This is a genomic window from Pseudomonas antarctica, from assembly GCF_001647715.1.
In the GTDB taxonomy this organism is placed as follows: Bacteria; Pseudomonadota; Gammaproteobacteria; order Pseudomonadales; family Pseudomonadaceae; genus Aquipseudomonas; species Aquipseudomonas antarctica_A.
Genome location: NZ_CP015600.1, coordinates 6,075,303 through 6,098,157 on the forward strand (window position 1 = coordinate 6,075,303; position 22,855 = coordinate 6,098,157).

The 22,855-nt window shown below is 61.6% G+C and carries 20 protein-coding genes; 6 read left to right on the top strand and 14 right to left on the bottom strand.

Annotated features, from left to right (window positions below; genetic code table 11):
• The first annotated feature begins 92 nt into the window (after window positions 1-92).
• Window positions 93-1,481: an L-cystine transporter gene (locus A7J50_RS27655; RefSeq protein WP_064454575.1), complete on the top strand. Its 1,389-nt coding sequence runs from the start codon at window positions 93-95 to the stop codon at window positions 1,479-1,481.
• A gap of 111 nt (window positions 1,482-1,592) precedes the next feature.
• Here the strand turns inward: A7J50_RS27655 and A7J50_RS27660 are convergent, their stop codons facing one another.
• Window positions 1,593-2,111: a dihydrofolate reductase gene (locus tag A7J50_RS27660; protein ID WP_064454576.1), complete on the bottom strand. Its 519-nt coding sequence runs from the start codon at window positions 2,109-2,111 to the stop codon at window positions 1,593-1,595.
• A gap of 97 nt (window positions 2,112-2,208) precedes the next feature.
• Between A7J50_RS27660 and A7J50_RS27665 the strand changes: the two genes are divergently transcribed.
• Together A7J50_RS27665 and A7J50_RS27670 are read left to right on the top strand one after the other, a co-directional pair.
• The gene (locus A7J50_RS27665; RefSeq protein WP_064454577.1) at window positions 2,209-3,588 is read left to right on the top strand and encodes a DUF2868 domain-containing protein; all 1,380 of its coding nucleotides are present in this window, start codon (window positions 2,209-2,211) and stop codon (window positions 3,586-3,588) included.
• The gene (locus A7J50_RS27670) at window positions 3,581-4,948 is read left to right on the top strand and encodes a DUF3482 domain-containing protein (RefSeq protein WP_064454578.1); all 1,368 of its coding nucleotides are present in this window, start codon (window positions 3,581-3,583) and stop codon (window positions 4,946-4,948) included. The genes A7J50_RS27665 and A7J50_RS27670 overlap by 8 nt, the downstream gene beginning before the upstream one ends.
• Here A7J50_RS27670 and A7J50_RS27675 read toward each other — a convergent pair.
• The 7 genes from A7J50_RS27675 to A7J50_RS27705 form a co-directional block, all read right to left on the bottom strand.
• Window positions 4,945-5,499 (bottom strand): phosphonate degradation HD-domain oxygenase, encoded by a 555-nt coding sequence (locus A7J50_RS27675; protein ID WP_064455022.1) that lies wholly within the window; start codon window positions 5,497-5,499, stop codon window positions 4,945-4,947. The genes A7J50_RS27670 and A7J50_RS27675 overlap by 4 nt on opposite strands.
• Window positions 5,499-6,632 carry a TIGR03364 family FAD-dependent oxidoreductase gene (locus tag A7J50_RS27680; RefSeq protein WP_064454579.1) on the bottom strand — a complete coding sequence of 378 codons (1,134 nt, stop codon included), beginning with the start codon at window positions 6,630-6,632 and terminating at the stop codon, window positions 5,499-5,501. Before A7J50_RS27680 ends, A7J50_RS27675 begins: the two co-directional genes overlap by 1 nt.
• 118 nt (window positions 6,633-6,750) lie before the next feature.
• Entirely contained in the window at window positions 6,751-7,776 is a 1,026-nt protein-coding gene (locus A7J50_RS27685) for a putative 2-aminoethylphosphonate ABC transporter substrate-binding protein (RefSeq protein WP_064454580.1), read from the bottom strand.
• A gap of 19 nt (window positions 7,777-7,795) precedes the next feature.
• Window positions 7,796-9,520 (bottom strand): putative 2-aminoethylphosphonate ABC transporter permease subunit, encoded by a 1,725-nt coding sequence (locus A7J50_RS27690; RefSeq protein WP_064454581.1) that lies wholly within the window; start codon window positions 9,518-9,520, stop codon window positions 7,796-7,798.
• Between the two features lies 1 nt (window position 9,521).
• Entirely contained in the window at window positions 9,522-10,586 is a 1,065-nt protein-coding gene (locus A7J50_RS27695; protein WP_064454582.1) for a putative 2-aminoethylphosphonate ABC transporter ATP-binding protein, read from the bottom strand.
• A gap of 248 nt (window positions 10,587-10,834) precedes the next feature.
• A complete protein-coding gene (locus A7J50_RS27700; RefSeq protein WP_064454583.1) occupies window positions 10,835-11,698 on the bottom strand; it encodes a LysR family transcriptional regulator in 864 nt (287 codons plus the stop codon).
• A 16-nt stretch (window positions 11,699-11,714) separates the two neighbouring features.
• A complete protein-coding gene (locus tag A7J50_RS27705; RefSeq protein ID WP_064454584.1) occupies window positions 11,715-14,003 on the bottom strand; it encodes a heavy metal translocating P-type ATPase in 2,289 nt (762 codons plus the stop codon).
• Between the two features lie 85 nt (window positions 14,004-14,088).
• Here A7J50_RS27705 and cadR point away from each other — a divergent pair, with 85 nt between their 5' ends.
• Entirely contained in the window at window positions 14,089-14,538 is a 450-nt protein-coding gene (gene cadR, locus A7J50_RS27710) for a Cd(II)/Pb(II)-responsive transcriptional regulator (protein WP_064454585.1), read from the top strand.
• 135 nt (window positions 14,539-14,673) lie between these two features.
• Here the strand turns inward: cadR and A7J50_RS27715 are convergent, their stop codons facing one another.
• Window positions 14,674-15,507, bottom strand: coding sequence for a thymidylate synthase (locus A7J50_RS27715; RefSeq protein WP_053258517.1), 834 nt, complete (start codon window positions 15,505-15,507; stop codon window positions 14,674-14,676).
• A 65-nt stretch (window positions 15,508-15,572) separates the two neighbouring features.
• Complete coding sequence (lgt, locus tag A7J50_RS27720) at window positions 15,573-16,385, bottom strand: prolipoprotein diacylglyceryl transferase (RefSeq protein ID WP_064454586.1); 813 nt, start codon at window positions 16,383-16,385, stop codon at window positions 15,573-15,575.
• Between the two features lie 212 nt (window positions 16,386-16,597).
• On the opposite strand from lgt, the gene A7J50_RS27725 reads away from it, so the two are divergent.
• Complete coding sequence (locus tag A7J50_RS27725) at window positions 16,598-17,344, top strand: NRDE family protein (protein ID WP_064454587.1); 747 nt, start codon at window positions 16,598-16,600, stop codon at window positions 17,342-17,344.
• A gap of 100 nt (window positions 17,345-17,444) precedes the next feature.
• On the opposite strand, the gene ptsP is transcribed toward A7J50_RS27725, so the two are convergent.
• On the bottom strand, window positions 17,445-19,724 hold the full coding sequence (gene ptsP / locus A7J50_RS27730) for a phosphoenolpyruvate--protein phosphotransferase (RefSeq protein ID WP_064454588.1): 2,280 nt from the start codon (window positions 19,722-19,724) through the stop codon (window positions 17,445-17,447).
• A gap of 22 nt (window positions 19,725-19,746) precedes the next feature.
• Window positions 19,747-20,226, bottom strand: coding sequence for an RNA pyrophosphohydrolase (locus A7J50_RS27735; RefSeq protein WP_003176750.1), 480 nt, complete (start codon window positions 20,224-20,226; stop codon window positions 19,747-19,749).
• A gap of 143 nt (window positions 20,227-20,369) precedes the next feature.
• Here A7J50_RS27735 and A7J50_RS27740 point away from each other — a divergent pair, with 143 nt between their 5' ends.
• Window positions 20,370-21,026, top strand: a complete 657-nt coding sequence (locus A7J50_RS27740; RefSeq protein WP_064454589.1) for an HAD family hydrolase — start codon at window positions 20,370-20,372, stop codon at window positions 21,024-21,026.
• Window positions 21,027-21,140: 114 nt separating this feature from the next.
• On the opposite strand, the gene A7J50_RS27745 is transcribed toward A7J50_RS27740, so the two are convergent.
• The gene (locus A7J50_RS27745) at window positions 21,141-21,608 is read right to left on the bottom strand and encodes a DUF2269 family protein (RefSeq protein ID WP_064454590.1); all 468 of its coding nucleotides are present in this window, start codon (window positions 21,606-21,608) and stop codon (window positions 21,141-21,143) included.
• Window positions 21,605-22,855, bottom strand: coding sequence for an SDR family oxidoreductase (locus A7J50_RS27750; RefSeq protein ID WP_064454591.1), 1,251 nt, complete (start codon window positions 22,853-22,855; stop codon window positions 21,605-21,607). Before A7J50_RS27750 ends, A7J50_RS27745 begins: the two co-directional genes overlap by 4 nt.

Below are 22,855 nucleotides of genomic sequence, written 5' to 3' on the forward strand. Positions count from 1 at the left end.
ATCGGTATTAAATCAATATATTTCAAGCTGTTAGCATTTCCGGTTCGCAATCGCAGGCTCACGCGATTGGCTGCCTTCTCAACGGAGCTTCAATGAATCTGCCCCTGATTCTCAACTTACTGGTGTTCGTGGCCCTGTTGCTGGGCCTGGCACAAACACGCCACACGCAATGGAGCCTCGCCAAGAAGGTCCTGTTCGCCCTGGCCCTCGGCGTGGTGTTCGGTACGGTATTGCACACCATTTATGGCGACGGTAACCCGGTGCTCAAAGCCTCCATCGGCTGGTTCGACCTGGTCGGTAATGGTTATGTGCAACTGCTGCAAATGATCGTGATCCCGCTGGTATTCGCTTCGATCCTCAGCGCAGTGGCACGTCTGCATAATGCCTCGTCCCTGGGCAAGATCAGCTTCCTGACCATCGGCACGCTGCTGTTCACCACGGCGATTGCGGCGCTGATCGGCATCGGCCTGACCAACCTGTTCGGCCTCACCGCCGAAGGCCTGGTGGCCGGCACCCAGGAAATGGCGCGCCTGCAAGTGATCCAGAGCGATTACGCCGGCAAGGTCGCCGACCTGAATATCCCGCAATTGCTGCTGTCGTTCGTGCCGGCGAACCCGTTCGCCGACCTGGCGCGCGCCAAGCCGACGTCGATCATCAGTGTGGTGATTTTCGCTGCATTCCTGGGGGTTGCCGCGCTGCAACTGCTCAAGGATGACGTGGAAAAAGGCCAGAAAGTAATCAACGCCATCGACACCCTGCAAGCCTGGGTGATGCGCCTGGTGCGCCTGGTGATGAAGCTGACGCCGTACGGCGTGCTGGCGCTGATGACCAAAGTGGTCGCCGGTTCCAACCTGCAAGACATTATCAAGCTCGGCAGTTTTGTGGTGGTGTCGTACCTGGCGCTGGGCCTGATGTTTGTGGTGCACGGCCTGCTGCTGTCCCTGGCCGGGATCAACCCGCTGCGGTTCTTCCGTAAAGTGTGGCCGGTGCTGACCTTTGCGTTCACCAGCCGCTCCAGTGCGGCGGCCATTCCGCTGAGCATTGAAGCGCAGACGCGCCGCCTCGGCATTCCACAATCCATCGCCGGTTTTGCCGCCTCGTTTGGTGCCACCATCGGCCAGAACGGTTGCGCGGGCCTCTACCCGGCGATGTTGGCCGTGATGGTTGCGCCCACTGTCGGCATCAACCCGCTGGACCCGCTGTGGATCGCGACCCTGGTGGCGATTGTGACCTTGAGTTCGGCCGGTGTGGCCGGCGTGGGTGGCGGTGCGACGTTTGCCGCGTTGATCGTGCTGCCGGCGATGGGCTTGCCGGTGTCACTGGTGGCGCTGCTGATTTCCGTGGAGCCGCTGATCGACATGGGCCGCACGGCCTTGAACGTAAACGGCTCGATGACGGCGGGCGCGATTACCAGCCAGGTCATGAAGCAGACGGATAAAGCGCTGTTGAATGCCGATGAGCATGTGCAGCTAGCTAGCTGAGTTGCAAGCTGCAAGCTGCAAGCTGCAAGAAAGAGCACTTCGCTTTAACTTTCAGCTTGTGGCTTGTGGCTTGTGGCTTGTGGCTTGTGGCTTGTGGCTTGTGGCTTAAAGCTAGCAGCTGCCCCTCTCCCAGACTTCGAAGTTATACGCCGGCTTATCACCTTCAGCTGGATTCTCCAGGTTTGAAACCAGCTTCCAATGCTGCTTATCAAACTCGGGAAACCACGCATCCCCTTCCGGGCTCAGCGCAACCCGGGTCAGATACAAGCGATCTGCCTGTTCCAGCCCCTGCGCATACAGCTGCGCACCGCCGATCAGCATCAGCTCGTCCACGCCCTGCGCCAGCGCCCAGGCCTCGGCCCGCTCAACCGCCGCGTCGAGAGACGGAAAAACTTCCGCACCTTCGAGCACCAAGTCGGTCTGACGGCTGACCACGATGTTCAAGCGCCCCGGCAACGGTCGGCCCAGCGAATCCCAGGTCTTGCGCCCCATGATGATCGGCTTGCCAAGCGTGGTGGCCTTGAAGTATTTGAAATCCCCCGGCAAATGCCAGGGCATGCTGTTGTCGACGCCGATCACACGGTTTTCACCGAGGGCTGCGATCAGGCTTAAAGGGAGAGTTTTTTTCATGGCGACGAGAATACCAGAGCCCCCAGCCACGCGCAGCGTGCACTAAACAGCCCCGGAGCGGTTATGCTCCAGGCTCACGAACACAACAGGACGGCGCGTGACTGCACTGAACCCCTTGCACAGACTCTGGCTGACGGAAACCGTGCGCTTGCGTGAAGAACACGCCGGCCCGCTGGAAGACCTGGAAGCCAACCGCCTGGCCCGCGCGGCCGGCGGCGACCTGCCGACGCGCATCCAACAGCGCGCCCTGCATTTGGCCGAGCGCGATGGTTTGATCGCCGCCCTCACCCGCTGGCTGCAAGGCGCCCGTTTGGCGCTGGTGCTGCTGGCGGTGGTCGCGGTGATCAGTGGCGCCGGTCTGGCGTTTGCTGCATTGGGCAATGGTGTGACGCCGGTGAATGTGTTCTGGGCCCTGGGCAGCCTGCTCGGCTTGAATCTGATCCTGTTAATCAGTTGGGCCCTGGGCCTGCTGTTTGCCGGCGAACACAGCGCCAGCCTCGGCCGCCTGTGGTTGTGGCTCAGCGAAAAACTCGCGCGTGATGCCAAGGCCGCGCAACTGGCGCCGGCGTTGCTGCTGTTGTTACAGCGCCGAAAACTCAATCGCTGGGCGGTCGGCATGCTGGTCAACAGCCTGTGGTTGCTGGCATTGCTCAGCGCCATGGTGATTTTGCTGACACTGCTCGCCACCCGACGCTATGGTTTTGTGTGGGAAACCACCATCCTCGGCGCCGACACTTTTGTCGCCGTGACCCAAGCCCTTGGCAGCCTTCCCGCGCTGTTGGGCTTCAATGTGCCGACGGTCGAGATGATCCGCGCCAGCGGCGATTCCGCCCTGAACATCGAAAGCGCTCGCCAAGCCTGGGCCGCCTGGCTGGTCGGGGTGTTGCTGGTTTACGGCCTGCTGCCCAGATTGATCCTCGCGTTACTCTGCCTGTGGCGCTGGAAACGCGGGCGCGCCGCCTTGCGCCTGGACCTCAACCTGCCCGGCTACAGCCAACTGCGCGAACGCCTGATGCCCAGCAGTGAACGACTGGGCGTCAACGACGCCGCGCCCGAACAGCTGCACCACGTCACAGGAGGCGTCAGTGAACTGGAGAGCGACGGCGCGCTGCTGGTCGCCATCGAACTCGACGATCAGCACCCCTGGCCGCCCAAACTGCCGGCCAGCGTGAAAAACGCCGGCATCCTCGACACCCGCGAATCGCGCAACAAACTGCTGGAACAACTCACCCGCTTCCCGCCCGCGCGCCTGGCTATCGCTTGCGACCCACGGCGCTCGCCCGACCGTGGCAGCCTGGCGCTGATCGCCGAGCTGGCACGCAGCGCCGCCGCCACCCGTGTGTGGCTGCTGCAAGCTCCGCCCGGCCAGGCACTGGACGCCGAGCGCCTGGGCGATTGGCACGCAGCGCTGCAACAACTGGAGCTGCCCTTCGCCGACTGCGCGCCGCTGAACTGGCTGGAGACCGGTCATGACTAAACCGCTGAAACTCGCAGTGGTCGGCCACACCAATGTCGGCAAGACCTCACTGCTGCGTACGTTGACCCGCGATGTCGGCTTTGGCGAAGTCTCCCATCGGCCCAGCACCACGCGGCATGTCGAAGGCGCACGGTTATCGGTGGATGGCGAGGCCTTGCTGGAACTATACGACACGCCCGGCCTGGAAGACGCCATCGCCCTGCTCGACTATCTGGAACGCCTGGATCGCCCCGGCGAACGCCTTGACGGCCCGGCCCGCCTGGCGCGTTTCCTGGAAGGCAGCGAAGCGCGCCAGCGTTTCGAACAGGAAGCCAAAGTGCTGCGCCAACTGCTGGCCTCGGACGCCGGCCTGTATGTGATCGACGCCCGCGAGCCGGTGCTGGCCAAGTACCGCGACGAGCTGCAAGTGCTGGCCAGTTGCGGCAAGCCGTTGCTGCCGGTGCTCAACTTCGTCAGCAGCAGCGACCACCGCGAGCCGGACTGGCGCAAAGCCCTGGCCCGCCTTGGCCTGCATGCGCTGGTGCGTTTCGACAGTGTGGCGCCACCGGAAGATGGCGAGCGTCGTCTTTATGAAAGCCTGGCCCTGCTCCTGGAGAAGTCGCGGGGGCAGTTGGAACGGCTGATCCAGGACCAGCAAGCCCAACGCCAGGCCCGCCAGCAAAGCGCCGCACGGCTGATCGCCGAGCTGTTGATTGACTGCGCCGCGTGCCGACGCAGCGTGGTCACTGCCGATGAACAGCAAGCCATCAGTGACCTGCGCAAAGCCGTACGCCAACGCGAACAAAAATGCGTGGAAGCGCTGCTCAAACTGTTTGGTTTCCGCCCACAAGATGCCGCCGCCAGCGACTTGCCGTTGCTGGACGGCCGCTGGGGCGATGACCTGTTCAACCCGGAAACCCTCAAGCAACTCGGCGTGCGCGTCGGTGGCGGAATCGCCGCAGGTGCGGCTGCCGGGGCGGGTGTGGACCTGCTGGTCGGAGGCTTGACGCTTGGCGCCGCCGCCCTGGCCGGGGCGATTGCCGGTGGTGCCCTGCAAACCGCACGCGGCTATGGCAGCCGCCTGCTGGGCAAGATTAAGGGCCAACGCGAACTGACCGTCGACGACAGCGTGCTGCGCCTTTTGGCCTTGCGCCAACGCCAGTTGCTCAAGGCCCTGAACCTGCGCGGCCATGCGGCCATGCACAGCATCAAGGTCGATACGCCACAGGACAAAACCTGGCGCGAAGGCAAGTTACCGGACGCGCTGCACAAGGCTCGCGCTCATCCGCAATGGTCATCCCTGAACCTTCGCCCCAAGCTGAGCCAGGCAGAGCGCCAGGAACACGTCGAAGCCCTGGCCCAGCGTCTGGATGAAACCTAAGCCGCGAGCAGTTGCCGAGCTTTGGCCTTGAGCACTTCAAGATCAAGCACCGGTATGGATATTTGCTTGGCCTGTTCATCCCAATGGCGCATGCGCAAACTAACAGCACACAGCGGGTCCTGTTCGAAGGCCTGGGCCTCTTTGGCGCTCATCATGCCGCCCTGGTACCCCAACGTGCGGCGACTGGCTTCGCTCAAGCGGGCGTAATAGCCCGGCTGGCTGAAGGTCAGATAGCGCTTGGCTTGCACGTGGTATTCCACCAGTTTGACCAGGCGCTCACTGAAGCCTGCGCGGCGCAAGTAATCCGCGCCCAGCCGCTCATGACTGACCACCCCATAACCGCTCATGTTTTCGCCACCCTGTCCGCACAGGTGCCCGATATCGTGGAAGAACGCCGCCAGCACCACTTCATCATCAAACCCCTCGGCCATCGCCTGTTGCGCGGCTTGGGACATATGTTCGAGCTGCGACACCGGTTCGCCGATGTAATCCGCTGTGCCGTGCTGCTCGTACACGCCAAAGACTTCGGTAATCGCCTGTTCCGGGGTCATCATGCCGCCCCCCACAGGGTTGTGATATTTCGCTCGGCCATCGCCGGCCCCACGCTCATGCCCACGCCGGTGTGCATCAGTGCCGCGCTCACGCCGGGTGCCGCACGCAGGAATGAAAACGGGGCGGGGCCGCGTGAGCCGTAAACACCTTGCCAGCGCTCCACTACTTGCACCTTGCAGCCCAGCGTCTGCTCGGCCAACTCGATCAGCCAGTCATCGACCTGCTCGGCGTTGAACGGCGACGCATCGCTGCCGTAGTCATGGGAGTCGCCGATAATCAGCTCGCCATGGGGCGTCGGGCTGATCAGCAGATGAATGCCGTGTTCATGCAAGTGTGGTGCTTCACGCAGGATTTGCGCCTGCACCGGCGCGGCTTCGGGCAGGTCGGCGAAGGCGCCGTAATGCACGCAACTCAAGCCTGTGAGCAACGCGTGTTGCAGGTTGAGGTTGGCCGCAGGCCGGGCACGCAGCATTTGCAGGCGGCAGATACTCGGGTTGAGTTCGGCGATCGGTTCCGCCAGCAAGGTTTGGTAGTCATGGCCGGAACACACAATGACCTGCTCGCCACGAAAGCTGCCGGCCGTGGTGTGCACGTGGCCGGGCTCAACGTCGCGCACCAGGGTGGAGAAATGAAACTCCACGCTCAAATGCTGGCTCAGGTAGTTGATCAGTGCCGGAATCGCCTCGCGGGAATACAGCTGCTGATCGTCTTTACCATGCAGCGCTGCGCGGTGATGACGGAACTGACCGCCATATAGATCCTTCATCGCCGCGCCTTGCAGCAGCTCGACGTTGTAGCCGTGTTCCTGGGCGCGACCGGCGCGGAATGCTTCCAACAGATGCTCTTCGGCTTCGGTGCGGGCAAACAGGTACGAGCCGTTGCGCTTGAGCTGCACACCCGCCACTTGTGCCCATTGCGCCCAGATATCGCGACTTTCACGGGCCAGGTCGAGCATCGGCCCCGGTGGTTGGCCGGTGACCAGCGCCTGGCCGAAGTTACGCACCGAAGCGCCCAACGGCGTAGCGCTGCGCTCGAACACCTTGACCTTGAGCCCGCGCCTGGCGGCCGCATAAGCGTGGGACAGGCCGAGGATGCCGGCGCCGATGATCAGCAGATCGCTGTGTTGTGTCATAGAGTGAAGTCCTGAATTTGGGACCGCTATCGCAGGCAAGCCAGCTCCCACATTGGAATGCATTCCAACTGTGGGAGTTGGCTTGCCTGCGACAGGGCCATCAGCCCTAACGAAAACCTTACTGACCCGCCACCTTCTCCGACTTGCCGTCATAGCGCTTGCGCCATTCGGTCAGGATGCTGTCGCGGTTTTTAGAGGCCCAGGCGAAGTCGTTCTTGATCAGGCGTTGCTCGTAGTCAGCGGGCAATTCGGTCTGCGGCTTGGCGATACCAGGCTGGGCGAGGACAGCGAAGTTGTCTTTGTACAGGTCCATCGCCGCCGTGCTGGCGGAGAAGTCAGCGAGCTTTTTAGCCGCCTCGGCGTGAGCGGTGCCCTTGATCACGGCCGTCGCTTCAATGTCCCAGCCCAGGCCTTCTTTGGGCAGGATGATATCCAGCGGCGCGCCCTGGCGTTTCAGTTGGACGGCCGGGTATTCGAAGGAAATGCCAATCGGGAATTCACCGGAAGCCGCCAGCTTGCAAGGCTTGGACCCGGAGTGAACGTACTGGCCGATGTTCTGGTGCAGGTCGTCCATGTACTGCCAGCCCTGTTTCTCGCCAAAGGTCTGCAGCCAGGCACTCACGTCCAGGAAGCCGGTGCCGGACGACGCCGGGTTCGGCATCACGATCTTGCCCTTGTACTCAGGCTTGGTCAGGTCTTGCCAGCTCACCGGCTTGGTCAGGCCTTGCTTCTCGGCTTCGACAGTGTTGAAGCAGATGGTCGCAGCCCACACGTCCATGCCGACCCAGGCCGGTGGGTTGGCGGCGTCGCGGTAGTGCTTACCGATCTTGTCCAAATCCTTGGGCGCGTAGTTAGCCAGCATGCCTTGCTGGTCGAGGATCGCCAGGCTCGACGCGGCCAGGCCCCACACCACGTCGGCTTGCGGGCGATCTTTCTCGGCCAGCAGCTTGGCGGTGATGATGCCGGTGGAGTCGCGTACCCATTTGATCTCGACGTCCGGGTTGGCCTTTTCGAAAGCCTGTTTATAGGTCTTCAACTGCTCGGCTTCGAGGGCCGTGTACACCGTCAACTCGGTTTTGGCGGCAAAGGCATTCAGGCTGAATGCGCTGAGTAGAGCAGCGGCCAGAGCCAGGGGCTTGAACATGGAACACCTCCTTCAGGGATTATTGGCCGGGCGCGGTCTGGCGCCAGGCTTGGGAACGGCGCAACGCGCCACGTGAAGCCCACGCCAGCAGCAGCGAGACGCTGCCTGAGGTGAACAGGATCAGGGTGGACATGGCCGCGGCGCCGCCTACGTTGCCGGCATCGTCCATGTTCAACACGGCGACGGCGGCAAGAAGGGTGTCGGGGCTGTAGAGGAAGATCGCGGCGGACACGGTGGTCATCGCCGACACAAACAGGTAGCGCACGATGTCCAGCAACGCCGGCAGGCAGATCGGTACGGTGACGCGCAAATAGTGGCGGTACAGCGGCGCCTTGAGCGACAGCGCGGCGGCTTCGAACTCACTGTCCAGCTGACGCAGCGCCGTGGTCGCGGTCATCTGCGCAGTGGTCAAATAGTGCGCAATGGTGCACACCACCAGCAGGGTCATGGTTCCGTAGAACACATGCAGCGGGTTGCCGTTGAGGTTGAAAAAGAACACGTAGCCCAGGCCGAGCACCAGGCCCGGCACGGCCATCGGCACAAAGCTGAGCATGCGCAGCGCCAGGTTCAGGCCTTTCTGGCCCTTGGTCTTTTCCATCAGGTAGGCGCCGGTGAAGATCAACACGCTACCGATCAGCGCCGTGCAAAGGGCCATGGTCAGGCTGTTGCGATAGGCCAGCCAACCGCCACCGGCCGTGTCTTCGAATTGGTAGTGGTTGAGCGACAGCGACAGGTTGTACGGCCAGAACTTCACCAGTGAGGAATACACCGCCATGCCGAACACCAGCAGCAACACGGCGCAGATCAGCAGCACAATGGCCAGGTAGCACCCATCGCGCTGCGGCGATGGCGTTGGTTGGAACACCTGGGCACGGCCACTCATGGCGTCACCCTGCCGACGGCGCAACCAGGCGTCGACCCCAAAGCTGAACAGCGCCGGCAGCAGCAATACCATGCCGATCAAAGCACCGCGACCGAACTGCTGCTGGCCGACCACCGCTTTGTAGGCCTCCAGCGCCAGCACCTGATAATCGCCGCCGACCACCACGGGCACGCCGAAGTCGGTGATGGTCAGGGTGAATACCAGGCAAAACGCAGCGAATACGGCCTGGCGCGTGGCCGGCCAGGTGATGCTGCGAAACGCCCGGGCAGGACTTGCGCCCATACTCGACGCCGCGTCGAACAAACGCGCATCTGCCAGCGAGAGTGCCGACAGCAGAATCATCAAAGCGTGTGGGAAGGTGTAGATCACTTCGCCGAGAACAATGCCCCAGAAACCGTAGATATTCTCTGAAAGCAGCCCGCGCAACATGCCCTGGTTGCCGAACAGATACACCAGCGCAATCCCCGGCAGCATGGACGGCGCCATCAGCGGCAGCAGTGATATGCCACGCCAGATGGCCTTGCCGGGGATCAGCGTGCGCTGCAATGCGTAAGCAAACAGGTAGGCCAACGGTACGACGATGGCCGCCACGCTGAGGGAAACCTTCAAGCTATTGCCCAGCAGCCAGTGGAAGTTGTCACTGGTGACCAGCTCGCGCGCCGCGACCCACCCACCGCCCTGCCCGGCTTCACTGCTGAAGCCACGCCAGAAGATCGCCAGTAATGGCATCAGTACCGCTACGCCCAACAGGCACAACCAGAGCACTTTGCCGCCGAGCACAAAAATGCGGTCGCCCAGTTCGGCGCGGGAAACCTGACGAGCCAGGTTGTCGGGTATCGGCAGCGTCATATCAGCGGCCATCTCAGGCAAACACCTGCAGGCTGCGTGGCGGCAAGGCCACCCAGATGTCCTGGACGCCGAGGCGCGGCATGGCTTCGGGGGCCAGTTCGGCCAGCAACGGGTGGCCAGGCAATTGTTCCAGTTCAAAGCTCATGCGGCAGCGGTTACCGAGAAAGGTGATCTCGCGGACCTTCGCCGGGAACAGGTTTTCTTCATGTACCGGCGGGTTCACGCTGATGGCTTCCGGGCGACAGAACAAGCGGCCGGACTTGGCCTTGCTGGCGTTATCGTCCAGGCGCATGTTCATGCCGCCGACCTGGGCATGGCTGTCGCTGTTGCGACTGAACGGCAGCCAGTTGCCCTGGCCGACGAACTCCGCCACGAACGGCGTGGCCGGTCGGTCGTAGATTTCCTGGGGCGTGGCGTATTGCTCGACCTTGCCGTTGTTCATCACGGCGATGCGGTCGGCCATCAACATGGCTTCGTCCTGGTTATGGGTGACCATCAGGGTGGTGATCCCCAGGCGCCGTTGCAGTTGGCGCAACTCGGTGCACAAGTGCTCGCGGACACGGGCGTCGAGCGCCGACATCGGTTCGTCCAACAGCAGCAAGGAGGGTGCTGGCGCCAGGGCACGGGCCAGGGCGACGCGTTGTTGTTGGCCGCCAGAGAGTTGGCCGGGGTATTTCTTTTCGCTGCCCAGCAGGCCAACCAGCTCGAGCATCTGGCCGACACGCTTGCGCACTTCATCGCGGCCGCTGCCGGTGAGGCCGTAGCCGATATTCGCTTCGACGGTCAGGTTGGGAAACAGCGCGTAGGACTGGAACAATATCCCGTAATCCCGCGCCTGAGGTGGCAGCAAGGAAACATCCCGTTGGCCAAGGTAAAGCTCGCCGCTGTCCTGGCGTTCCAGACCGGCGATGCAACGCAGCAAAGTGGTCTTGCCGCAACCGGACGGGCCCAGCAGGCACACCAGCTCACCGGCCGCGACGTCCAGCGACACATTATCCAGCGCAGTAAAGGCGCCGAAGCGTTTCTGGATACCGCGCACCTTCATCGGCGCACCGGGGTTGGTCAGGGCTGTGTTCATGGAGGCACCTCATCAAACTGATGAAGGCCATGCTAGGGAGACAATGCGTCCTTGGTGTGGCAGGAAGGCAAAAGGGAGTGATAGTGGTATTGGTGGATTTGTGTAGGACTTGAGGAATGAGTTGTCTGGGAGGACGCCATCGCGGGCAAGCCCGCTCCCACATTTTGACCGCATTCTCATGTTGGAACTCGGTCGAAGGTGGGAGCTGGCTAGCCTGCGATGGCGATCCAAAGGCCACCAAACCTATTTCAGAGCGGCGACATTTCCTGCGCCAACCCGAGAAACGCAGCAGGCAGGCGAGCCCCTTTTCTTTCCTTGAGGCAGTACAAATACTCAGGAATCTGCGGCGCGTTCTCGATGGTCAGCACGCGCAACTGCGGGTCATGGGGCACTTCCTGGCGGGCGATGATACTGATACCGATGTTGCGCAGCACGGCCTCGCGAATCGACTCACGGCTGCCGATTTCCAGCAGTGGTCCGTAACTCACACCCGCGCCTTGTAACATTTCTTCGGTCAACCTGCGCGTGGTGGAACCCGCCTCACGCATCAACAGCGTGTGCCCGGCCAACGCACTGAGCGGTACATGATCGAGGGTGGCCAGAGGGTGATTGCGATGCACCGCCAGCACCAAAGGATCGGTGCCGAGTACGCGACGGATCAGACGAGGGTCTTCCAGCAGTTGCGAGGATGCGGCGACATCGACGCGGTAATCATCCAACGCTTCGAGCACCTGCTGGGAGTTGCCGATTTCCACCGACACCTCCACGTGGGGCAGGCGCTCACGAAAGGCTTTGACCAGGTCGAGAATGTAATACGGCGCCGTCGCGGCAATCCTCAAGGCACCCTGGACCTGGCCGCTGTTGCGCAGGAAAAACTCGATATCGGCTTCCTGCTGCAACAGCGTCTTGACCATTGGCAGCAGCCGCGCACCTTCATCGCTGACGGTGAGGCGGCGGCCGCCTCGGTAGAACAGCTCAACGCCGTATTGGCTTTCCAGGTTACGAATCTGGGTGGTGACGGTGGGCTGGCTCAGGCCGAGTTTTTTCGCCGCCTGGGTAATGCTGCCCAGGCGGGCGACCATAAAAAACGCCTTCAACTCGGCACTCAGCACGCCACCCTCTCATCGTCTATTTGCGCAACAGGCGCAGGCCATTGAACACCACCAGCAGGCTCACGCCCATGTCGGCGAACACCGCCATCCACATGGTGGCCATGCCGAGGAAAGTGACCGCGAGGAAGATCGCCTTGATCACCAACGCCAGGGCGATGTTCTGCTTGAGGATACTCGACGTTTGCCTGGAGAGCCGAATGAAAGCCGGGATCTTGCGCAAATCATCGTCCATCAGCGCCACGTCAGCGGTTTCAATCGCGGTGTCGGTGCCGGCTGCGGCCATGGCAAAACCGATCTCGGCGCGCGCCAGGGCCGGGGCGTCGTTGATCCCGTCACCGACCATGCCCACCCGGCGGCCCTGGCCGTAGAGGGTTTCGATGGCTTGCAGTTTGTCGGTGGGCAACAGGTCGCCCTGGGCCTGGTCGATGCCGACCTGAGCCGCAATCGCCTGGGCGGTATGGTTGTTGTCGCCGGTGAGCATCAAGGTCTTGATGCCCAGTTCGTGCAACTGCTGGATGGCTTCGCGGCTGCTGTCTTTGACGGTGTCGGCCACGGCGAACAGCGCCAGCGGGCCGGATTTGTCGAGCAACAGCACCACCGACTTGCCTTGTTTTTCCAAGGCGAAGAGCTTTTCTTCCAGCTCAGGCGAGCACAGGCCCAAGTCTTCCACCAGGCGGTGGTTGCCCAGGTGGTAGGTTTCGCCGTTGATGTCGCCGCGCACACCGCGACCGGCCAGGGCCTCAAAGTTATCCACAACGTGGCTCGGCAGGTTTTTATCCACAGCTGCGTTGGCAATCGCCAGCGACACCGGGTGGTCGGAACGCCCGGCCAAGCTGGCCGCCAGCGCCGGCGCGCTGTCTGCGACATTGGGGAACATCGGCAAATAGTCGGTTTGCACCGGTTTACCGTGGGTGATGGTGCCGGTCTTGTCGAGGGCCAGGTAATCGAGCTTGTAACCGCCTTCCAGGTACACGCCACCCTTGATCAGGATGCCTTTGCGCGCCGCCGCCGCCAGGCCGCTGACGATGGTCACCGGGGTGGAGATCACCAAGGCGCAAGGGCAGGCAACCACCAGCAGGACCAGCGCGCGGTAGATCCAGTCGAACCACACGCCAGCCATGAACAGCGGTGGAATCACCGCCACGCCCAAGGCAAACAGGAACACTGCCGGGGTGTAGACCTTGGCGAAGCTGTCGACAAAACGCTGGGTCGGTGCCCGCGCGCCTTGGGCTTGCTCGACTGCGTGAATGATGCGCGCCAGGGTGGAATTGTTCGCCGCCGCGGTGACCTTGTACTCAAGGGAACCGGCTTGGTTGATGGTGCCGGCGAAGACTTTATCGCCCACAGTCTTTTCAATCGGCAGGCTTTCACCGGTGATCGGTGCCTGGTCGATGGTGGATTGGCCGGCGGTGACTTCGCCGTCCAGGCCAATGCGCTCGCCGGGCTTTACTCGTACGATGGCGCCAAGATCGATGCTTTTGACCTCTTGTTCCAACCATGAGCCGTCAGCCTGTTGCACCGTGGCCTGTTCCGGGGTCATCTGCATCAAGCCGCTGATGGCATTGCGCGCACGGTCCAGGGACTTGGCTTCGATCAACTCGGCCACCGTAAACAGGAACATCACCATCGCCGCTTCAGGCCACTGACCGATCAGGATCGCGCCCGTCACCGCGATGCTCATCAGCGCGTTGATGTTCAAGTTAAGGTTTTTAAGCGCGATCCAGCCCTTTTTGTAGGTGGTGAGGCCGCCGCTGAGGATCGACACCAACGCCACCAAAGCAATCACCCAGGTCGGTGCGACACCAGTGAAATGCAGCACCTCGGCACCCAACGCGCCGACACCGGAGACTGCAAGCGGCCACCAGTGTTTCTTGGCCGGCGGCGCAGCGGCCGGGGTGCCTTCTTCAATAGGATCGGCTTGCATACCGAGGGATTTGATGGCGTCGACGATCGGCGCCGTGCTCGGCAAGTCATGGGTGACGCCGAGAATGCGGTTGATCAGGTTGAATTCCAGCTGCTGCACACCGGCGAGCTTGCCCAGTTTGTTCTGGATCAGCGTCTGCTCGGTAGGGCAGTCCATGGCTTCGATGCGAAAGGTGCTCAGGCGCGAGCCGGCGGTCGGCGCTTCGCTCAGCGTCACCACGGCAGGCGCGGCCTTGCTTGCACAGCAGGAGTCGCCATGGCTGGCGTGGTCGTGCTTTTTGACGGGCGTCAGTTTGGCGCCGTGATCGTGGTCATGATCGTGCTTATGATCATGACTATGCGAGTGATCATGCTTTTTGGGGGTGTGGATGGAGTCGCTCATTTCGTCGCGTCCGTAAAGGTGCCTGTTGCCAAGTAAAGACCCTGTAGCCACTATAGGGTCAAGCACCCATTTGGAGATTGCTGCGATGAAGATCGGCGAATTGGCCAAACTGACCGACTGTCAGGTGGAAACCATCCGGTATTACGAGAAAGAAGGCCTGTTGCCGCCGCCGGCGCGCACCGACGCCAATTACCGCGTGTACACCCAGGCGCACACCGAACGGCTGATCTTTATCCGCAATTGCCGCAGCCTGGACATGACGCTCGAGGAAATCCGCAGCCTGCTGGGGCTACGCGACAGCCCACGGGACCAGTGCGAAAGCGTGAATGCGTTGATTGACGAGCATATCCACCACGTAAAGGCACGGATCGATGGGCTGCTCGCATTGCAGGTGCAATTGCTGGACCTGCGCCAGCGCTGCGGCGGTGGGCCGGATCTGGATCAGTGCGGGATTTTGCAGCGGCTGGAAGTCAGCGGGAGTGTGGCGGCCAGCGAGGCTGAGCCTTCGCACGTGGGCAGGAGCCACGGGCACTGATACCTGAGGGGTGAAACCCAATCCAAATGTGGGAGCTGGCTTGCCTGCGATGCATGCACCTCGGTGTGTCAGTTACACCGCAGTGATGTCATCGCAGGCAAGCCAGCTCCCACATTTTGTTGACCGAGACAGTAATCAGATAGCCACGTCGGCCTTGATGCTCGGGTCGGCGTCGTAGCCAACAATTTCAAAGTCTTCAAACTTGTAGTCATAGATCGACGCAGGTTTGCGCTTGATCACCAGTTCCGGCAGCTTTTTCGGCGTACGTGCCAGCTGGGTGCGGATCTGTTCCATGTGGTTGCTGTAAGCATGGGTGTCGCCGGTGGTGACGATGATCTCGTGAGGGATCAAGTCGCATTGCTGGGCCAGCATGTGGGTCAGCAAGGCCAACGCGGCCGTGTTGTACGGCAGGCCGAGGAAGACGTCGGAGCTGCGGATATACAACTGCATCGACAGATGACCGTCATGCACGAACGCCTGGTACAGCAGGTGGCACGGCGGCAAGGCTTGCTTGCCGTTGCGCGCGTTTTCCTGCGGGCTCTTGGTTTCGTCCGGCAGGTACTCGACGTTCCAGCCATGAAACAGGATGCGGCGGCTGTTCGGGTTGGTTTTGAGGGTGTGAACCATGTAGTCGATCTGGTTGATCTTGCCGCCGTCCTTGGTCGGCCAGGCGGTCCACTGCTCGCCGTACACCGGGCCCAGGTCGCCGTCTTCGGTAGCCCACTCGTCCCAGATTTTCACGCCATTTTCGTTGAGCCACTTGATGTTGGTGTTGCCGCTCAACATCCAGATCAACTCGTTGGCGATACTTTTGAAATGAAGCTTCTTGGTGGTCAGCAGCGGGAAGCCGTCGGCCAAGTTATGCCGATACTGACGGGCAAATACGGCTTTGGTGCCGGTGCCGGTGCGATCGCCCTTGGTCAATCCATTGGTCACGACGTCGTTCAGTAGTTCGAGATATTGCTTCATGTTATTACCCGTATCGTTGAAGCCGAGGAGGCTCATCCTTCACGGAAGAGCCTCGGCATTCGAATTTAAAGCGTGGCGTTCTTGATAGGCTGCGGACGGTTGTACGCCCACCACAGCAGGCCCAGGCCCGCCAGGATCATCGGCAAGCTGAGGATCTGGCCCATGGTCAGCCAGCCCCACGCCAGGTAGCCCAGTTGTGCATCCGGCACGCGCACGAACTCGACGATGAAACGGAAGATCCCGTAGAACAACGCGAACATCCCCGACACGGCCATGGTTGGACGTGGCTTGCGCGAGAAGATGTACAGAATGAGGAACAGTGCCACACCTTCCAGGGCGAACTGGTAGAGCTGCGACGGGTGGCGCGGCAATTGCGCCGGGTCGCTGAACGGCGGGAACACCATGGCCCACGGCACGTCGCTCGGCTTGCCCCACAACTCGGCGTTGATGAAGTTACCGATACGCCCGGCGCCCAGGCCAATCGGCACGAACGGCGCGACGAAGTCCATCAGCTGGAAGAATGACTTGCCGTTGCGACGACCGAACCACCAGGCAGCGATCATTACGCCGACAAAGCCGCCGTGGAATGCCATGCCGCCCTTCCACACTTCGAAAATCAGCGTCGGGTTGGCGATGTAGGCCGGCAGATCGTAGAACAGCACATACCCGAGGCGTCCGCCGACAATCACCCCCATCGACATCCAGAACACCATGTCGGAGAGTTTCTCCTTGGTCCAGGTGGGGTCGAAACGGTTCAGGCGCCGGGAAGCCAGCAGCCAGGCACCGCCGATGCCGATCAGGTACATCAACCCGTACCAGTGGATTTTCAGCGGACCGATGGCCAAGGCCACCGGGTCGATCTGCGGGTAAGGCAGCATTGCGACTCCTCGTTAAATCATTAGTCATGGCGCACCGGACCATGCCGGTGTGCGATTAAGCCTGCGTTATAGCCGCAATTTCAAATTAAGAAGTTCGCACACACGGAACAGCCTGGCATGTTAACGGATGGAAGGCGTGCGACCCAACTTCGATACGATGGAACGCCCGCCCTTGTGTGGGTAGAGTGGGCAAAACACAAAGGAAACGCCTTATGTGCCTGATCGTTTTCGCCTGGCGGCCGGGCCACGCCCAGCCGCTGATCGTCGCGGCCAACCGCGATGAATTCTACGCCCGGCCCAGTCTGCCGCTGGGCCAATGGCCCGATGCGCCTGACATCTATGCCGGCCGCGACCAGGAAGCGGGTGGCACTTGGCTTGGGGTCAACGCCGACGGGCGTTTTGCCGCCCTGACCAATATCCGCGATCCGCACCAGCCACCGGCGCGTACGTCGCGCGGAGAGTTGGTAGCACGCTTTTTAAGCAGTTCGCTGCCCATTGATCAATATTTGGCCGACGTTAACGGCCGTTCGATTGAATATGCCGGTTTTAATCTATTGGTGGGCACACGCGATGAGCTGTGGCATTACAACGCCAATGAGACCGAACCGACGCAGTTGAAGGCGGGGGTTTATGGCTTATCCAATGCCGGGCTGGATACGCCGTGGCCGAAGTTGATCAAGGCCAAGGCGGCGCTGGGTGAGTTGCTGGAGAACCCCGACCCGCAAGCCTTGCTGGGGATATTGAGCGACCCGCAGACCGCGCCGTTTGCCGACTTGCCGGATACCGGCGTGGGGTTGGCGACGGAGAGTTTGTTGTCGAGCGTGTTTATCGCCAGCCCCAGTTATGGGACGCGGGCAAGTACGGCGTTGATTGTGAATGCCGACGGCACGCGGCGGATGGTGGAGCGCAGTTTCGGGCCACATGGTGGCCGGCTTGGCGAGGTAGAACTCAATATCTGATGGCGCTTGGCGCTGACGCCATCGCAGGCAAGCCAGCTCCCACAGTTGCAATGCATTCTTCTGTGGGAGCCGGGCTTGCCCGCGATGGCCGTACCTCGATTTAGAGCGTTTTTGCCGAGGCCGGGTTGATCATCCGCGTCAGCCCCAAATTCTTCAGCGCCAGCTGAAGCGAGCTGTGGATAACTTGCGGGTTGTCGATGGTCATCAACTCGGCCAGCAACTCCTTGGCCATGCTCAGGTTTACCTGGCGCAGCAACCACTTCACCTTCGGCAAGTTGGTGGCGTTCATCGACAGGCTGTCAAAGCCCATCGCCATCAGCAGCACCGCTGCCGCCGGGTCGCCGGCCATTTCACCGCAAATGCTCACCGGCTTGCCTTCGGCATGGGCGTCGCGCACCACGTGCTGCAAGGCTTGCAGTACCGCCGGGTGCAGGTAGTCGTAGAGGTCGGCCACCCGTGGGTTGTTGCGGTCCACGGCCAGCAGGTATTGGGTCAGGTCGTTGGAACCGACCGAGAGGAAGTCCACTTGCCGCGCCAGTTCTTTAGCCTGGTACACCGCCGCCGGGATTTCGATCATGACGCCAATCGGCGGCATCGGTACGTCGGCGCCTTCGTCGCGTACTTCGCCCCAGGCACGGTGGATCAGGTGCAGTGCTTCTTCCAGCTCATGGGTGCCGGAGATCATCGGCAACAGAATGCGCAGGTTGTTCAGGCCTTCGCTGGCCTTGAGCATGGCGCGGGTCTGGACGAGGAAAATTTCAGGGTGATCAAGGGTTACACGAATGCCGCGCCAGCCAAGGAAGGGGTTGTCTTCCTTGATCGGGAAATAGGACAGTGACTTATCGCCGCCGATGTCCAGGCTGCGCATCGTCACCGGTAACGGGTGGAAGGCGGACAGTTGCTCGCGATAGATCGCGAGCTGCTCCTTTTCACTCGGGAAACGCTGGTTGATCATGAACGGCACTTCGGTGCGGTACAGCCCAACCCCTTCGGCGCCACGTTGTTGTGCGCGGGCCACATCGGCGAGCAGGCCGGTGTTTACCAGCAACGGCACGCGGTGGCCGTCGAGGGTCACGCACGGCAGCTCGCGCAGCGAATCGAGGCCCAGCGCCAGCTGTTTCTCTTCTTCCACCACTTCGGCGTATTGCTTGCGCAACAGCTCGCTGGGGTTGGTAAAGACTTCACCGCGATGCCCATCGACGATCATGTCGATGCCGTCGACCTTGGAATACGGCAGGTCCACCAGGCCCATCACCGTCGGGATGCCCATGGCCCGAGCCAGGATCGCGACGTGGGAGTTACCCGAACCCAATACCGAGACCAGGCCCACCAGTTTGCCTTCCGGCACTTCGCCGAGCATCGTGGCGGTCAGTTCTTCACTGATCAAAATGGTGTTGTCGGGGTAGACCAGGTTGGTGGTGCGGTCTTCCTGCAGGTAGGCCAGCAGACGGCGACCCAGGTCACGCACATCCGAGGCGCGCTCGCGCAGGTAGGCGTCGTCCATCAGTTCGAAACGGTTGACGTGATCGGTGACCACCTGGCGCAACGCGCCCTGGGCCCACTGGCCGGTCTTGATCACGGTTTTGACTTCATTACCCAGCGACGCGTCGTCGAGCATCATCTGGTACACGTCGAACAGCGCGCGCTCTTCGGGGCGCAGTTGTGTAGCCAGCTTGGTCGACAGGTTGCGCATATCCGCGCGCACGCCTTCCAGGGCGGTCTTGAACAGTTTGATTTCAGCGTCAATGTCGTTGACGGTCTTGTCCGGCACCACATCGAGGTCGGCCGGTGGCAGCATGACCACCGCCGTGCCGACGGCAGCGCCCGGAGAACCCGGTACGCCGACGAACTTGGCTTCCTGGATGCCCTTGCCCTGGCGACCCAGGCCGCGAATCGAGCCGGTGGCTTCGGCATGGGCGATAACCCCGGCCAACTGCGCACTCATGGTCACGAGGAAGGCTTCTTCACCTTCGTCGAACTGGCGGCGTTCTTTTTGCTGAATGACCAACACGCCGACAACGCGGCGGTGGTGAATGATCGGTGCGCCGAGGAACGAGGCGTAACGCTCTTCACCGGTTTCGGCAAAGTAGCGGTAACGCGGGTGATCGGCCGCGTTTTCGAGGTTGAGGGGTTCTTCACGCGTCCCCACCAGGCCCACCAGACCTTCATTGGGCGCCATGCTGACTTTGCCGATGGAGCGCTTGTTCAAGCCCTCCGTGGCCATCAGCACAAAACGGTTGGTCTCGGGGTCCAGCAGGTAAACCGAGCAGACCTGGCTGCCCATGGCTTCCTTGACGCGCAACACAATAATCCCCAACGCCGCCTTGAGATCCTTGGCGGAGTTAACTTCCTGGACGATCTTGCGCAGCGTATTGAGCATGGCTCGGGGTCGAACTCCGTCGTCAGTCGCGCGCTAAAAGGCGCGGGGCAAGCTCTTTGAGAGCGCGACGATAAACCTCGCGCTTGAATGTCACCACCTGGCCCAACGGGTACCAATAGCTGACCCAGCGCCAGCCATCGAACTCCGGTTTACCGGTCAAATCCATCCGCACCCGCTGCTCGTTGGAGATCAGGCGCAGGAGAAACCATTTCTGCTTCTGGCCGATGCACAGCGGTTGGCTGTGCGTACGCACCAGGCGTTGCGGCAAACGATAGCGCAACCAGCCGCGAGTACAGGCCAGAATTTGCACATCTTCGCGCTCAAGGCCGACTTCTTCATTCAACTCACGGTACAAGGCGTCTTCAGGGGTTTCGTCGGGGTTGATTCCGCCTTGAGGAAACTGCCAGGCATCTTGGTTGATTCGGCGAGCCCATAGCACCTGTCCGGCATCATTCGTAAGAATAATCCCGACATTAGGACGGAAACCATCGGGGTCGATCACGGCAACAACCTCGCAAACGCATGTCGCCGCATTGTTCCACAAAGGTTGATCCAGCGGCAACGAGGCTTCTTACCTTATGTGCACTCTTGTGAAAAGACCGTATTCTGGACGCCTTTTTACAGACTTTTCAGCGAGTAACTGCAATGCGCCTGGCTTTATTCGACTTGGACAACACGCTTCTGGGCGGTGACAGCGATCACGCCTGGGGCGATTACCTCTGCGAACGCGGAATTCTCGACGCGGTGGCCTACAAGGCGCGCAACGATGAGTTTTACCAGGATTACCTGGCCGGCAAGCTGGATAACGCCGCTTACCTTAACTTCTGCCTGGAAATCCTCGGCCGCACCGAGATGGCCCAGCTGGACGAATGGCACAACGACTATATGCGTGACTGCATCGAGCCGATCATGCTGCCGCAGGCCGTGGAACTGCTGGCCAAGCACCGTGCCGCCGGCGACAAGCTGGTGATCATCACCGCGACCAACCGCTTCGTCACCGCACCGATTGCCGCGCGCCTGGGGGTTGAAACCCTGATCGCCACCGAGTGTGAGATGGAAAATGGCCGCTACACCGGGCGCAGCACCGATGTGCCGTGCTTTCGCGAGGGCAAGGTGACGCGCTTGAATCGTTGGCTGGAAGAAACCGGGCATAGCCTGCAAGACAGCTACTTCTACAGCGATTCGATGAATGACTTGCCGTTGCTGGAGCAGGTGACCCACCCGGTGGCGGTGGACCCGGACCCGAATCTTCGGGCTGAGGCCCAGAAGCGTGGCTGGCCGGTGATTAGCCTGCGCGGCTGATAACGCCTTCGCGAGCAAGCCCGCTCCCACATTGTGACCGCGCTCCCTCTGAAGGAACCGGCTCGAATGTGGGCGCAGGCTTGCTCGCGAATGAAGTCGACTCGGTCCCAAGCCTTACATCGGCTTAGCCACCATCAAATAGAAAATCGCCACAAACGCCAGAAACGCCGGCCAGCCCAGGCCAAACCACCAACGCATATAGGTTGTCGCCTTGAGCGGCATCGCCGTGCCGTCGCGCAACGCCTGCTCCGCCATCTTATGCACACGAATCTGCAACCACACCACCGGCAGCCAGCAAATCCCCGCCAGGCAATACAGGCCGACGGTCCATTGCAGCCAGCTCTGCTGCATCGACCAGCCCGCCAAATGCATCAAGCCGACCCCGCTCAAGGGCTGGAGCACCGCCGTGGTCGCGGTAAACGCCCAGTCGGCGAACACCAGGTGCTTGAAGGTCACGGCGATCACTTCAACCTTGCCGCTGCGCCAGGCGCGCAAGGCGTAGTAAGCCGAGCCTGCGCCCAACCCGAACAGAATGGTCGACGACAGGATATGCAGGGTTTTCAGCAGCAGGTAAGCGCTCATCGCCGGGGTTCAGTCCAAAGAAGCCAAAGAGTAGCCACCATGAGTACCAGGTTTTTGGCGACGGCCGCGTAGGGATCAAACCAGTAATGGGGCAGGATTATGCTGATAACCACGGTATACCCGGCCATCAACAACAATTGCAGGATCAGTGTCTGCCTGCGCCAACGCGTGACCAGTAACCCCAAGCCCAACAGGCCATCACACACGGCCCCGGCGATCACGGCCAACGTCGCCCAAGCGCCTTGCACGCCCGCCTCGGCCAGGATGCGCAGGCCCCAGTCATAACCCGGGCCAAGGCAGACCATTGCGGTGCCCAGCCAGATCAGCACCATCACCGCCAGCATCAGCGGGCGGACAGTGCGTTGACTACTCACTGTTGCCGTCGGCCAATCCCGCAGCCGCGAGGCCAGCGGCGCGGCTGTATAGCCGCACACCGAGGCCAGCACCTCGGGGTCGGCCACATTGTCCTGTTGCGCCAGCGCGATACTTTGTCGATTCAACGCCCGCCAACCCAGGCGGTCTCCCAGCCAACCGCCCAAACCCAGCAACGGCACTTGCACGTATCGGCCCGCGCCCCAGCCCTGGGCGGCACGCAAGTGGTCAACGACTTCGGACAGCCGCATCGGCTCAGGGCCCACCAACGGGAGCACCATTGATTCGGCCGGCCACTGCCGCAGCAGCGCCAGCACCGCACCGACCACGTCATCGATGTGCACGGGTTGCAGGTGGGCGTTGAGGTCCAGCAACGGAATCAACGGCCAAGGCGAAAGCCCGGCCAACCACGCACTGCTGGCGCCGCCTGCGCCCACCACCAATGAAGGCCGCAGCACGACACTCGTTTTGCCCAGGCTTAGCAGATAATCATCCGCCGAGCCTTTGCTGGCCAGGAACGGCACATCGGAGTGCGCCGAGGCCCCCAGGGCAGAAATCTGCAACACCCGCACACCGCGCCGGGCCGCCAGATCAAACAGCACGCGGGCGCCCTGATCCTGGACACGGCTCAACTGCGCTGCATCCACGCTCAGCAGGCCCGCCGCATTGATCAATAAATCAACAGATTCAGGAAAAACAAAGCACTCGGGGTCGATCGCCAACCGGCTCAAATCCAGCGACCGCCACTCTACCCCCGGCCCATTCTGACTGCGAGGCTCGCGACACGTCGCGATCACGCGGTGCCCCGCTTGCTGCAAGGCACGCAACAGGTGGCCGCCTACAAACCCTGTGGCGCCGACCAAAAGAACGTTCAT